The organism is Nocardiopsis sp. FIRDI 009 (assembly GCF_003386285.1).
GTDB lineage: Bacteria > Actinomycetota > Actinomycetes > Streptosporangiales > Streptosporangiaceae > Nocardiopsis.
This window is the reverse complement of record NZ_QPNC01000043.1, coordinates 1-13686: the sequence shown is the minus strand read 5'-3', so window position 1 is coordinate 13686 and position 13686 is coordinate 1. Positions and strand designations below refer to the sequence as shown.

At 67.4% G+C, this 13686-nt stretch carries 11 protein-coding genes and 1 pseudogene; 1 reads left to right on the top strand and 11 read right to left on the bottom strand.

The features are described 5' to 3' along the window. Positions 1 to 37: 37 nt before the first annotated feature. The 9 genes from DVR05_RS25680 to DVR05_RS25635 all read right to left on the bottom strand — a co-directional run bounded on the left by DVR05_RS25680 (position 38) and on the right by DVR05_RS25635 (position 10597). On the bottom strand, positions 38 to 970 hold the full coding sequence (locus DVR05_RS25680; RefSeq protein WP_198659359.1) for a DNA phosphorothioation-associated putative methyltransferase: 933 nt from the start codon (positions 968 to 970) through the stop codon (positions 38 to 40). A gap of 99 nt (positions 971 to 1069) precedes the next feature. Then, positions 1070 to 1996 (bottom strand): NlpC/P60 family protein, encoded by a 927-nt coding sequence (locus DVR05_RS25675; protein ID WP_232832335.1) that lies wholly within the window; start codon positions 1994 to 1996, stop codon positions 1070 to 1072. 219 nt (positions 1997 to 2215) lie between these two features. After that, entirely contained in the window at positions 2216 to 5266 is a 3051-nt protein-coding gene (locus tag DVR05_RS27855; RefSeq protein WP_304598604.1) for a replication-relaxation family protein, read from the bottom strand. Then, a complete protein-coding gene (locus DVR05_RS25660) occupies positions 5266 to 6972 on the bottom strand; it encodes a VirB4 family type IV secretion system protein (protein ID WP_116248491.1) in 1707 nt (568 codons plus the stop codon). Before DVR05_RS25660 ends, DVR05_RS27855 begins: the two co-directional genes overlap by 1 nt. After that, entirely contained in the window at positions 6969 to 7793 is an 825-nt protein-coding gene (locus DVR05_RS25655; RefSeq protein WP_116248490.1) for a PrgI family protein, read from the bottom strand. The genes DVR05_RS25660 and DVR05_RS25655 overlap by 4 nt, the downstream gene beginning before the upstream one ends. 24 nt (positions 7794 to 7817) lie before the next feature. Beyond that, positions 7818 to 9029 carry a hypothetical protein gene (locus DVR05_RS25650; RefSeq protein WP_116248489.1) on the bottom strand — a complete coding sequence of 404 codons (1212 nt, stop codon included), beginning with the start codon at positions 9027 to 9029 and terminating at the stop codon, positions 7818 to 7820. Between the two features lie 36 nt (positions 9030 to 9065). Then, positions 9066 to 9401 carry a hypothetical protein gene (locus DVR05_RS25645; RefSeq protein WP_116248488.1) on the bottom strand — a complete coding sequence of 112 codons (336 nt, stop codon included), beginning with the start codon at positions 9399 to 9401 and terminating at the stop codon, positions 9066 to 9068. Further along, entirely contained in the window at positions 9398 to 9712 is a 315-nt protein-coding gene (locus DVR05_RS25640) for a pilin (protein ID WP_017601017.1), read from the bottom strand. Before DVR05_RS25640 ends, DVR05_RS25645 begins: the two co-directional genes overlap by 4 nt. Before the next feature lie 162 nt (positions 9713 to 9874). Beyond that, positions 9875 to 10597: a hypothetical protein gene (locus DVR05_RS25635; protein WP_116248487.1), complete on the bottom strand. Its 723-nt coding sequence runs from the start codon at positions 10595 to 10597 to the stop codon at positions 9875 to 9877. A gap of 488 nt (positions 10598 to 11085) precedes the next feature. Between DVR05_RS25635 and DVR05_RS25630 the strand changes: the two genes are divergently transcribed. Next, positions 11086 to 12366, top strand: coding sequence for a DNA sulfur modification protein DndB (locus DVR05_RS25630; RefSeq protein WP_157982556.1), 1281 nt, complete (start codon positions 11086 to 11088; stop codon positions 12364 to 12366). Positions 12367 to 12555: 189 nt separating this feature from the next. Here the strand turns inward: DVR05_RS25630 and DVR05_RS25625 are convergent, their stop codons facing one another. Both DVR05_RS25625 and DVR05_RS25620 read right to left on the bottom strand, forming a co-directional pair. After that, positions 12556 to 13416: a tyrosine-type recombinase/integrase gene (locus tag DVR05_RS25625; protein ID WP_116248485.1), complete on the bottom strand. Its 861-nt coding sequence runs from the start codon at positions 13414 to 13416 to the stop codon at positions 12556 to 12558. Between the two features lie 27 nt (positions 13417 to 13443). Then, positions 13444 to 13686, bottom strand: a pseudogene (locus DVR05_RS25620) (hypothetical protein); the annotation flags it as partial.

Genomic DNA, 13686 nt, shown 5'->3' with positions numbered 1-13686 from the left:
AACGGCACCGAACTCCCGCGAACGTGATCAACACGGTTCAAACCAGAAGTCCAACTGGAGTACAGGCCTCCGTGTATGAGGTGAAGAATGCGCGGATGTCGAACTGGACAGCGACAGGAAGACTACTGAATCGCCCACGTCCATTAAAGAGTTCCAATGCAAGAAACAGCAAGGTATTCAGCGTTGATCGCTTCGCACCCTCTCGCACCTGCTGGTTATCTACGGCCGCTCGGATCAGCCGCTGAAGCTCTTTGTTTTTGAGATTCCCCAATGAATCGAGGATATGCGCGGGCATCTCTTCCGGTTTAGGCGATCGGCCACGTTGTTCAGCAAAAGTGACTATAGCAGCAACGGCAGACGTGGGATCATGCGATTCCTGCCAGTTCTCATCGGGGATGATGCGTCGTGCCAGATAAGCCAGACGATCACTGTCACTTCTGAACGCATATATGATGCCCGGAGCAGCAGAAACACACCGCACCTTCGTAATTTCCTGAACATATCTGCGCAACTCATGCACGGCGAACAGGTGCTGGAATGTCTTGCGCGAGGTAAGCACACCATCACTGAATTCTTCCCCAACGACACGTCGACGCTCCCAATCCAAGCGCGTGGAGACGATGAGCACACGTTTGGTCAAATCCCATGCTTGACGTAGCGTCCTGTCCCGTTCCTCGGAGTCTTCGATCACGTTGAGCACGTACGTGAGCAAGACGATGTCTGAGGGGTCACGCTCACCATGGGGAAAGTACACCGGATCCCAACCGCGGACCCGCACCCCCAGTTCAGAGAGCGCCCTGACGTCATCACCTCGACCACACCCGTAGTCCAGGACGGTCGTATCTGCTTCGATTTGGCTTTCCGCCAGTGCCGTCCGGACGGGAACAGAAAGCGCCCGACGCGCAATAGCAGTCAGGCGCCGCTCGCTATCCCAGTCAGTAGCGGTGCCGACCACGACTCGCTTGCCCACCTCTCTTTTTCAAGCAAACGCCCTGCGATGATCCCATGCACTATCAGGATCGCAAGTTACCTCCGCAGAGCACATCGCCTCTGTGTCTCTGCTTCGGAGTCATCCTCGCACAGTAGGTATCAGCGGTTCGGTAGTTGAGGAGAATTCGTTGATGGGTTCAGAGTGGACGGGTAGCAGACATGAAGCGGGCAGAGTAGTACGCGGGCCAGTGACGGGTTCGACGCGGATGGTCGTGCCGGTACGCGGGGCGTTGACCATCTGGCCATCGCCGACGTACATGGTCACGTGGGACGGCGGCGCGCCAGAACCGGTGTCGTAGAAGAGCAGGTCACCGGGGGCGAGGGCGTCGAGGGTGACCGGGGTCCCGACGTGGACCTGATCGGTGGTCACGCGCGGAATCGACACTCCGGCAGCACGCCAGGCCATCATGGTCAGCCCAGAACAGTCGAAGGCGTGTGGGCCTTCGCCACCCCACAGGTAGGGCTTGCCGACCTGGTTCAGAGCCCACTCGACTGCTATGCGCCCCTGTTCGCTTCCCCCGGCGAGCACCGCATGCGATCCGGCGTCGCTGAGGTTCATCGCGGAGTACTCGTCGATGTGGGACAGGACGTTGTCGACGTAGACGTCCCAGGGGTTGTAGCGGAACAGGGCTGCGCGGAGTTGTTCGTGGTCGGTGAAGTCCACCGAGTCGTTCGGGTGGCTGGTGCACAGCTCGACGGCGGTCGAGGCGGTGGCGTCGAAGACGTTGTGCGGGTCGGCTTCCCCGTCGGCGTTGGCGTCAACTCCGCGGCCCGCCCACCAGGCGGGGAGGAGCTGGGTGACTCCGACGGCGGCGTCGTAGGTGGCGTCGCCGTCCCACCGGCCGTCGTCGGTGTCGTGGTGCGGAGTCTGGTTGTTACCGACACCGGAGCCGTTCAGGATCGGGCCGACGACGGGTGGGGCGGTGTCGCCGTTCGATGCGATCTGGCTGCCTGACGCGTGGTCGGACTCCTCGCGGCCGATGCCCGCGAGAATGGCCCAGGTCATGCCGGTGCAGTTCGGGTGGAGCTCTTCGAGGCGCTCGGCAGCGCGCACGTACGCGTCGAGCAGGACCGGGTGGATGCCGGGAACCTGCCCCGATCAGAGCCATGCGTTCTCGATGCGTTCGCGTTCCTCGTCCCCCATCCCCACGGCTCCGATGACGGCCACGAGCAGGAAGAGGCCGCCCGCGATGCCGGACGCAATCTTGAGCACGGCGGCTGGGGTTCAGGCCAGGTCGACGAGTGCACGCACGGAACAGGTCGTGTCCCCGACCTGGCGCCAGATGGGGCGTGCGGGGTCGGGGCGGGTGAGTTGGTCGATCGTGGTCACGTGGACGGGCACCCATGGATCCGGTGCGGCCAGGGACCGGCAGATGTTGGTGAGACGCTTGGGTCCGGTGACGATGAACAGCACGGGTGTGCGATGTTCGGTTTCCTCGGCCAAGGCGCGGTAGCGATCGGTCTTCGCGATGGCGCGGGTGAGCGGTTCGCTGCCGGTGTCGTACTCGATGAAGGCGTCCACCGTGACGCCGTCCTGGCGCCAGCGCAGGTAGGCGTCCGGGCGGACATGGTGGCCCCAGGTTGCTCGGCAGCGGGCTTCGGGCCACCAGCGCTGGAGCTGAGCACTTGGGGTGGCGCGGGCGCTGGCGAAGAAGCGCACGTAGGTCTCGGCCAGTCCGGTGATGTGTCCGAGGTGGCTGTTCAGTTGGAGTGCTCGTTGCGCGGCCGGTCTGTGGCCGAGCTCCTGCGGGGTGAGGCCCTGAAGCGCGGCAAGGACCTGGGCGCCCTTATCTGCGAGAACCCAGTGGTAGGGGGCCCGCCCGTCTCGCCCGTCTGCGTGGGGCGGGAGGAAGTGGTCGATCACGCCCGCCGCCTCGAGCGTGCGGAGGCGGCGTTGGGCGAGCCGTGAATGGCGACCGGAGAAGAACAGTTCGCCGACCTGCGGTGTAGTCAGCACGCGGTGGGTTCGGACGGTGCTGAGGATGCGCATGTCGCGTTCGGTGAATTCGAGCGTGCTCAACGGTGGTCCTCCTGGTCGCGTGGGTCTGGGGTCCTGGTGGGTGCGAATCGTCGGGCACCTCTGCGGATGTGCTCGGCTCGGTACGGGATGGGTTCGGTGGGTGGCTGGGTGCGCAGGGTCGCCGCGGGGAGTTCGGCGGCGTCGTGGATGGTGCGGACGGCGGCCTGGTAGGAACCGAGGTGGGCCAGGTCGTAGGCGTTCAGGTGCGGCAGGGTGTGCCGCTCGAGCCGGGTGGCGTCGTCCGGTGCGAGGTTGAAGAAGACCTTCGTGCGGGTGTGGGCATCCACCGCCGAGCGTGTGGCGGGTGGAAGCTGGTGGAGTTCCTGGTGAGCCAGGACCATCGCGGCGCAGTAGCCGCGGGCCTCGGCGAGCATGTCGGCCAAGGATCCGGGGAGCCGGAGGAAGTTGGCGGCTTCGTCCAGGTACACACAGGTGTTCGGGGACCGCGGCGCGCGCGGTGATGGCGTGCCAGGTGGCGGCCAGGGTGATCGTGCCGAGGAGGCTGGCGGTGTCCTCGCCGAGGTGTCCCTTGGGCAAGCGCATGAGGACCAGCCCGCCGTGGTCGAGCAGGTGGGGCAGGTCGATCGTGGAAGCCCCGGAAGCCAGGACGGCGGCAGCCCAGGGGCGCAGCAGGATGGTGCGGAGCTTATTGAGCAGCGGGTCGGTAGCAGCGGCGCGCATCTGCGGGGACTGGGTGGAGTACCAGCGCCAGAAGTCGCGCAGGGCTCCGGTCGGGTGGAGTTGGGCGAGCAGCCCGGTGCGCCACGGGTCGTCGGCGAGCAGGCGGGGGATGTCGCCCAGTGTCAGGTTGACGTCGCGGGTGGCGGCGAGGGTGAGGGTGCTGGCGCGGAGGATGTCGTCGGTGCGCGGCCCCCAGGAGTCGGCATAGATGGTGCGGAAGATGCCGGTGACGGTGTCGGCGGCGTGAGCAGGGGTGCCGATCTGAAGCAGGTTGATCCGGGGCGGTGGTGCCGGATCGGCGGGGTCAAAGAGCACCGTGTTGCCGATCGCGCGTGCAGGGAGCCGGTCCAGGACGTCGAGGATGAGGTCGCCGCGGGGTTCGATGACCAGGGCACTGCGTCCGGCTTCGGCGTCCTGGCGGATCATGTGGGTGAGCAGGGTGGACTTGCCGGAGCCGGTCTTGCCGAGGATGTGGATGTGCTGGCGGGCGTCGGCGAAGGTGGTGGCGATGGGGCGGCGGGGTCCGGCGTCGGTGTGGCCGAGGACGCGGCCGGTGTGGGGCACGTCGGGGCTGGGTGCGACGCGGCGGGCGCTGGCACGGACAAGGCCGGGGACGGCCGGGTCGGTGGGCAGGTGGGCGATGGCGGCGAGTTCGGTGGTGCTGAGCAGGTAGCCGCGGGCCAGGTAGCGGTACCGGAGCCACAGGCCAGGGAAGGGCATGGGGGTGCGGCGGAGCGCGTTGAGGCCGGAGGTGTAGGCGGCCAGGGTCGCGGAGATGTTCCGGGATCGGGCTCGCGCGCGCTGTTCGGCTTGGCGGCTGGGGTGTTCGGTGGTGACCGCGACGCTGATCTGGCAGGTGAAGCGGGGCGAGGACGCCTTGGTGAGGATGGCGCGAACATCGTCGCTGATTCCGGGCAGTGTGTCGATGCGCTGGCTGTGCCTCGGTGATGGTTGCCATGGGCGGAACGGTGTGTGCTGACCGCGGAGGCGTGCGGCGGCGGCGCGGGCGAGCGAGGCTCGGTGTGGGCTGGCCGGGCGGGCGCAGACGCGGACGAGCGCCTGTTGACCGGGTCCGAGGTTGGCGAGTTCGCCGAACAGTCCGCGGAGGGGATCGTTGGCGAACGTGGTGCGCAGCGGGTAGTGGTCGGCTCGGGCAGTACGGAGCCAGTGGCCGCGGGTGTGCTGTCCGTGCGGGATCGCGGGTGTGGCTGGTGCGAGTCGGGTGGTGGCACCGGGCCAGGCGGAGGTGACGGCGCGTTGGACGGTACGGGGGTTGACGGGGCCGGGGATCCAAACCTGGATGCGCACGCCGGAGACGGTGGCGATGTACTCCCACGCCAGGTGGGGTGCGAGGAATCGGCGAGTCCATCGTGGCCGCAGCAATCCCAGGGTGTGGGTCCAGAAGGCCGTGGCGTGGTCGACGGTGCTCTGCGGCGGTGCGTGGATCTCCAGAACGTGCGCGTCTCGGGACAGGTAGACGTGCCGGACCCAACGCAGGACGAACACCGAGCTGATCCACAGCAGGACCCCGGCTCCGGCGGCGGTGGTCCACAGGGCCAGGTTGGCGGTGATCATCAGCCCTCCAGGTGGGCGAGCTCGGCTGGGTCGGTGGTGAGAAGCCGGTGCTCGACGGGTGAGGCGATCGTGCGGAACACCGCGCGGTGTCGCCCGGCGGCCAGGAGCGCGCTGCCGCGTTCGGCGGTGGCGACGATGCGGCGTTCTCCGTGGGAGAGGTGGAAGGACTCGCACACGGCGTCGAGGTTCTGCGGTGCCTGGCGGAGCAGGATCTGCGTGGCGGCGTTGGCGGCGACGGATCGGCCGAGGTCGGTGGCGAGCAGGTCGGCCACGTCCTGGGTGACGAGGGTGAGTCCGGCCCAGTGGCGGCGGGCGTTCTTGGCGAGGTTGAACAGGTAGCGGGCGCCGACGGGGTCGCGCAGGAGGGTCCATCCCTCGTCGATGGTGATCAGCCGGGGGCGTCGTTGGCCGGGAGTGCTGATCTGGCGCCACAGGGCATCCAGGATCAGCAGGAGGCCGACGGTCTTGAGTTCCTCGGGCAGGTGGCGCAGGGACACGACGGTGAGATGACCGGTGAGCCGGACGGTGGTGGGTCCGTCGAACAGCGACCGGCGGGAGCCGTGGGTGAACGGTGCGAGCCGGTCGGCCAGGGAGCGCGCGGTGGCGGCATGGTCGGTCGCGGAGTCTGCGGTGCGCAGTGCGGTGACCAGGTCGGCTAGAACCGGTGGCGTACTTTCCCAGGTTGTGGGGTCGCGGGTGATGCCGCGCTCGGCGTAGGTGGTGAGGATCGCTTCGTCCAGGGCGGCGATCTCGGCGGCGTTCAGGCCACCGACCATGGCGGCGACCAGGGTGTGCAGGAACAGCACCCGGATGGTCAGCGCCTGCTCCCCACCGTCTGGGAGGTCGAAGGGGTTGAGCCGCCCGTGTTCGAGTCCGAGCTGGATGCGGTTGCCGCCCAGGACCTCGGCCAGGTGTGCGTATTCGTCGGTGGGGTCGATGACGCTGACCTGGACGCCCGCGTACAGGGAGCGGAGGAGTTCGGCCTTGGCGAGGTAGGACTTCCCGGCTCCACTGCGGGCCAGGATGATGGCGTTGCTGTTGTCGAGCCCGCCGTGGAACCGGTCCCAGAGCACCAGCCCACCCGTGTGCGCGTTCTCTCCGTAGACGACGGCGGTGCGCCCGGCTTCGGCGGACAGGTCCGCCCCGGCGAAGGGCATGAGGGCGGCGATGGCCTCGGTGTCCACGGTCCGACCCATGCGCAACGTGTCAGTGCCGAGTGGGAGGGTCGAGCGCGATCCCTCCCATGAGCGGTAGGTGGCCGGTGACAGGTCGACGAGGATCGATCCGGCCAGGGCGCGCAGGCGGTCCAGTTCGGCGTTCAGGTCCTCGGCCGTGTGGGCGTGCACGGTGATGTACACGGCCAGCTTGAACAGTCGGGTGTCGCCGACAGCCACCCGGTCGGCGAGGTCGGCGGCGTCCTCGGTGGCCGCGGCGCGTTGGGGGTCCGAGAGACGTCCGTGGGTGGCGTCGGTGCGCCATGCCGATTCCAGGCGGGCGCGGCGACGGCGGAGGCGCCCGGCAGCGAGCTGCCCGGGGACGGGGACGACGTGACAGGAGACGTCGATTCGGCCGGGGAAGGTCAGGAGCGGGTCGGCCCATCCGGCTCGCACGTCGTGCGGGTAGCCGGTTACGACCATGGTCTGGGCAAGCCATCCGTTCGCGTCCAGGTGGCGCGGGTGCAGGCGGATGTGCGGTGGGCGTGTCATGCGTGGTCCTCCTCGTCGGTGGTGGCGGTGGTGGTGTGTGGGAGGAGGGAGGTGTGGATGATCTGGTCGGCGCTGTCGCCGTCGCAGACGCGGGCGCGCACGTCCAAAGCGCCGAGCTGGGAGACGGCGTCCTCGGCCCGACGCAGGAGTGCCTCGCCCGCAGTGTCCGGGGGTCCGTCCTCGGTCAGGGCCAGCAGGACGCGGTGGCTGATCAGCTCGTGGTGGTGCTGGAGGCCGTCGAGGAAGGTGGCGTGGGCGCGGGCGGCGCGGCGCAGTGCCACGGGCAGTTCGGGGATCCCCGTGCGAAGGCGGTCCAGGTGCGGTGTCAGGTCCATGCGTCGGCGCTGGACGATGATCTGCGCGGGTGAGGTGAGCGAGTCCAGGAAGGCCGCGAAGGTCGCGAGCATCTGGTCCTGTTCCTCGCCTGAGGGCAGGTGGAAGGGGGCGCTGTCGCACTCCAGGAGTACGGCGCAGCGGCCGTCGAGGTCGATGACTCCGGAGTCGTCCACTGCTGGAGGGGCGGGGTGGCGGTGTTTGGGTTGGATCTTCCACCGCGCTGCCAGCCAGGCCATGTGGTCGAGTCCGATCCCGTCCTTACGACCGCACGCGAGCACCCATCCGAGCGCGAGGAGCACGGCCGCGATGATGATCAGCAGCCACACGGGCAGGTGGCCCAGGAGCAACGAGAACAGGGCCCACGCCGTCAGTCCGGCGGGTGTGACGACCAGCAGTTGCCGGGCGGTGAGGTTCCACAGGACGGGTTCGGGTCGGTCGATGTCGGCCGGGATGCGTGCGTGCCAGGTGGAGACGTCCTGGTCCATGGATCCGCCTTTCCGTGGTGGTTCTCAGTCCCGTCGCAGGTTCCAGCGCCAGGGCGGGCGGGGCTTGCGATGCCATGGGCGGGGCTGGACGGCCCGCTTCGCCCACACCCCCGGGTCGGGAGACCGTGGAGCCGGAGGGCGAGCGGGAGCCCTGTCCTGACGCGGGATCGGGCGCGGCTGGGGATCCATGCGGGGGCGGGGATCGCTGGGCCTGGTAGCGCGGTCCGGTGGCGTGTGGGTGGGGTTCGGCTTCCGTTCCCTGGGGTGTCGCTGTGAACCGGATGGACGTCCGGTGGGCGGCGTCGAGGAACGTCGAGATTCGGGCGCGGAGGAGGCGTATCTGGGGGCGCGCGTTCCCGGAACGTTCGGATGGGTGGACGACAGCGTGCCGCTACCTCCGCTCCGGGCTGGGTGCCGACGCACCTGCGACGTGTTCGTGGGGCGGGTGCCTGGCGTACCGAAGCGCCAGTTGCGCGCGCGTCGGGGCAGGGGCGTCGTGGCTGTGGGTGCGGTGGTGCGGTTCTCGCGAATCCTGCGGATTCCCTGGTGTCCGACCCTCAGCAGAGCGCCCTTTCTCCCGCCCACGGCGCCTGCGGTCGCCGCTCCCCCGCCGGTCGCGGCCGAGGCGGCTGCCAGAACCACAGCCCAGGTCAGGGCCTTGGCCACGCCAGCCGCGGGGGATCGGCCGGAAGGTCCCGACCACACCGCCCGGTACGCCCACACGGGGATGCGGATCTGCACGTAGACGAGCACCAGGAGGAGGAACAGGTCGAAGAGGTTGACGTCTCCACGGACGACCTGCGCGGCGCCGAACATCGCGCGGGCGTCGCCTTCGAAGAACACGCGCATGAGCGCCACGAAGGCGAGGGCCTGGGCGACCGGGACGAGGCAGACCGCGCCCAGGGCGCGCCACCACATCTGTGCGGCGCGGTTGGTCTGTGGGAGCCCGTGGAACATGAGCATCGCCGGTCCGCCGACCATCAGCAGGATCACGATGACGATGCGGACGATCTCCACGATCACCCACAGGATCATCAGGACGACGAACACCAGGAGGAAGAGCACGACGATCGCCGCGTCCTCACCCAGGAACAGCACCGTTCGCTCGCTGAGGTGCTGCGCCGCCACCTCGTTGGTGATGCCGTCCGCCGTGATGGCCTGGGCGACGGAGGTCGAGACGTGTGCCGCGAGTCCGACAACGTTCAGCGAGACGTTCGAGGCGACGAACCCGACCACGAGGCGCGGCAGGACCTCCCGCGCCGAGTACTGCGCCTAGAGTCCGTGGTGGGCCATGATCATGAACCCCGCCGCGATGATCAGCAGGGCGTAGGCGGTGTTGACCGTGGCGGAAACGCCTTCCCACACGCCGGTGATGCCGTCGGTGGGGCCGGGGGTGGTGAACAGCGTTCCGGCGATCCAGCCGAAGAGCGGTTCGAGGATGCCGAGGACCAGGCCGTGGAACCACTGGGTGATGTGGCAGGAGACCTCGAGAGCGCCGCAGTCGAAGACGTCGGCGTACTCCTCCTCCAGGCTCGGGCTCGCCAGCTCCAAGCCTCCGGGTTCGGGCTCAGCGTCACCCGTGTCGGGATCGGTCGGTGCCGTCCTCATGGCGACTCGTACTTGCTCAGGTAGTCGAGGGCGAAGAGCAGGACCTCGCCCGCGAACACCACGACGTAGCCCACGGCCGCTCCGGCGAACCCCCGCTTGGCCTTGTCGATCTCGTTGGGGTCGCCGCCGGCCAGCATCCAGCGCAGGCCCGCGACGATGATGAACAGCGTCGCCACCGACCCCGCGACAGTCTGACACAGCCGTGTGAGGCGCAGGATGACGTCGTTGAGCTGGTAGGCGAACAGCCACGCATCGTCCGCGAGTGCGGGTTCGGCGAGCCCGAGGACAAGGGTCAGCGCGGTCCCCGGCACACAGATCCAGGGCCTCGGTGAGCAGCGCCCGCGCCGTGGTCGGCGTTCGTGTGGAGTCGCCATGTCGCCCCCCGTGGTCGGCTCTCCTACCTCGGAACAGAGCCACCACGAGAGGCGGGATTGGACTCGGTGTCAGCGATCCTTGACCCGGTCCTCAAGCGGTCAGGCCGCTGACAGGGCGGACAGGCGTGCGGTGACCAGGCCCGATCGCACCGCGTCCGCGAGCCGCCGTTCCGCGCGCGACCGGCGTTTGGCGATCTTCCAGTAGGCGGTTCCGCGTTCTCGGGCCACGTCCGTCAGCGACACCCGGTCCAGCCGGGTGCGGCCGATGAGATCGGCATCCGTCGCGGTGATCACGCCTTGGCGGACCGCGTCCTGCAGCACCAGGTCCGGGTTCCCGGTCGGAACAGGCCTGTTGACGAGCGGCTCGGCCACTGCGGTCGGCACAGCCAGCGCCTCCTTACGCGCCCGAAGCCCCCAGCGGCTGGCGCGGCAGCGCAGCACCCACGGGAGTCGGTGCCAGGAGGTGTCCACCTCGTGAACGGTGGCGATGAACCCGGCCAAGACCTCCTCCTGGACGTCCTCGGCGGCTCGCACGTCGAGGCCCGCGCACATCCGCGCCGCGCACGCCCGGAGCGCGGGCATCGCCAGGCCGATGGCGGCCACCATCCACTCCTCGCGCACGCGTGCCGACTCGATCACCAATCGCCAGACACCGTCGCGTACCTGGCGGGCCAGCGAGCCCGACAGTAGGAGTTCGCGCAACTCAAGCAGGGTGTCTGGGCGGGCGTCGGTGAACGGTGCCAGCTCGCGCAGCAGGTCGTCGGTGTCCAACTCCAGGCGCAGGAACTCGCGCTCGGCCGCGCGCAGTGGGTCGTGACACATGGTGGGTCTCCCCGTCGTCGATCGGTGATGACCCGACCGACCCAAGAAGGCGCGGCTGACACTGGGCTGGCAGCGGTCTGACCGTCAGCGCGCAGGGAGCGAACGAGGGTCTCACTGGCCCCTGACCCACCACTCACACATGGCCGTCAGCCACGACCGCGGAGGGGATGGGCGTCTCGATCACCAACCCTGAACAGCACCCTGACCAGGAATGACAGCCTCTCCGGTGGCTGACAGACCTTCGCTGTCAGCCACCCACCGGCCGCGTTGACCCAAACGTTGCCGGTTTCTTCGCGGTCACGCGGATCCGCACATGCATCCGGTGGTGGCTCCGCCGGGCGCACGAAGCCATGGTCGTGATCGCGTCAAGGTTCCAGAGCACCCTTCACCCGGACAGTGAGCTGCATGTTTGCAAAAACAAGGACCAATCGCTTGCATACAGTTTGCGCAAACATGTACGTTGTTGGCTCAGACAAGAGGGAGGCGTCATGGCAACCGTGCACACAGCGATCCGAGCCAGGATGGGATCCACGCCGTACTACGTGACCACCATGAAGGTGAGCGACCTCGTTCAGGTTGCCCGTCCAGCGAGTGAACAGGAAGAATGGGCCACCAGCGGTCTGACCGAAAGGCTCCAGCGCGAGCTCAACGACACACGCGTGCTAACCGAGATTGCCCCCTATCTCGCCAGCTCTCCTGACCGCTTCTTCGGTGCTCTCATCCTGCTGTTGGACGCCGACGAGGAACCGGAATTTGAGTCTTTCGCTGACGTGGCCCAAAGCCTGCCCAAGGCATACAAGACCGCAATGGCGAGAGACTCCTTCGGCTTCCTGACCATTGACAGCGGCGACCGGATCATCCTCGACGGCCAGCATCGGTTCGCTGCCCTGCGGGAGGTAGTCATCTCTCGGAAGGTCGAGGGGAAGGAAGCCAAGAAGGTTGCCAACGACGAGGTGACAGTCATCATCGTCCCGCGCATCAGCACGCAGCACACCAGGAAGATCTTCAACAAGGTCAACCGGTATGCGAAGAAGACCAGCCGTGGGGACGACATCCTCACCAGCGAAGACGATGGATTCTCCATCCTCACCCGCCTCCTGACCGATGGCAACGGGCCACTGGCAGGCAAAAACCACAAAGGGGAGTCGCTCGTCAACTACAAGAACACAACGATCGCTGATCGTAGTGTTCAGCTCACCACCCTCAGCGCTCTCTACGAGACCGTCCGTATCACATGTGAGCACTACAAACTCGCAGACGAACTGAGCGAGAAGAAGACGCACGTACGCCCTGATCAAGACAAGCTGGACGAGGGATATGAGCGGGTCCAAGGTTGGTGGACGACCATCCTGGATAGCATGCCCAAGCTCAAGTACGGACGGGATAACACCAAGGTGCTCCCCGAGCTACGAGCCAAGGACGCTGACTACGGACTGCTGTTCAAGCCCGCTACCCACATCGTGCTGTTCCAGGCGCTGTCCCAGACCCTGAACAGGGACCCCCGTCTCGCTCTCCAGGACGCTGTCGATCGCCTTTACCAGGTCGATTGGAAGATCACGAGCCCGCTATGGCGTGACGTACTGATTAACTCTGCTCACAACATCTTGACTAAGAAGGAGAATTACAACCTCGCTGCCGACCTGTTGACCTACCTCGTCGTCAGCAACAAGATGCCAGCCAACGACGTTGAGCAGTTGCGCAGTCGTATCGCAACTGCTAAGGGCGAAGAAGAGTCAACGTTCACGCTCCCGACTCCACTCCCCAACTAGCTCTTCGTTCAGCCCTGGCCCGTGGACAGGTCATCACTCCAGCCACGGGCCTTATATCCCTCTAATCAGCACACAGCCCCATCAGGAGGCGCTCTGACCAGGGATGACAGCCTCCCTGGTGGCTGACAGACCTTCGCTGTCAGCCACCCACCGGCCGCGTTGACCCAACCGTTGCCAGTTTTCTCGCGGTCACGCGGCTCCGCACATGATCCGGCCGTAGCGGCGCAGCATCTGGCGCGAGTCCCACCCGTTGAGCTCCATCAGGTCACCCTCGGAGCCGCCGTTGTCCAGGTAGCGGTGGGAGAAGTCGTGGCGGTACCGGTGCAGGTACGCGCCCTCCACGCCAGCGCGCTCCGTGCGGCGGCGCACCATCTGGTAGATCCCCGACGCCGAGAGCGCCCCGCCCTTCTGCGACAGCCACAGGTGCGGCAGGTGAGCGTGGGAGCGCTTGGCGCGCTGGCGCAGGTAGCGGTCCAGGGCCTTGGCTGTCTCGAAGGTGAACTTCACGAACCGCCGCTTGCCGCCCTTGCCGGTGACCAGCGCTCGGCGGTCCACCACCGACACGTCGTCCACCGTCAGTCCGGCCAGCTCCTGGCGGCGCATCCCGGTGTCGCGCAGCAGCATGATGATCGCGGTGTCGCGGACCTTGCACGTCTTCCCCCGCGCACCACGGCTTCCCGGCATCTCCAGGATCCGCTTGGTGGCATCCTTCTCGAACACCGGCACCGGTTCGGGAACGACCGTCGGCGGCTTGAGCTTGCGCATGGGGTTCGGGACGTCCTCCTCATCGGCCAGCCACTTGAAGAACTGCTGCAGGCAGCGGAACTGGTTGTTGAGGTAGGAGTCCTTGTGGCCGCGGCGGCGCAGCCGCACCAGCCAGGACCGGATGTGCACGCGGGCGACCAGCTCCCAGTCGCGCACGGGCTCGAACGTGACCATGTCAGCGCTCTTGTCAGCGTCGGTGTCGTAGCGAACGTCGATGTCAAACGGCCGACCGCCCACCAGCAGGTGCTCGGCGGCGAACCACCGGACCGCTTCGGAGTGTGTCAAGTCGAATCGGACAGGGGCGAGCGATCGTCAGGCCGCTTCGCGCAGGTCAGAGCCCTGACGCGCGGCGGGTGCGGTCTCCAGTTCGTCTGGCTCGTTGATCCACGCGGCCTCGGGAAGGCCTGGCAGGGTGGGCCGGCGGGTGAACCGCTGCGGGTTGGCCGCGCGGAACGCCTCGATCGCTTCGGCCCGCTTGTGCTGGATCGCGTGCGCAGTCCCGGTGTGGACGGTGAAGGGCGTGTGCAGCCCGATCCCGGAATGGTAGTGCTCGTG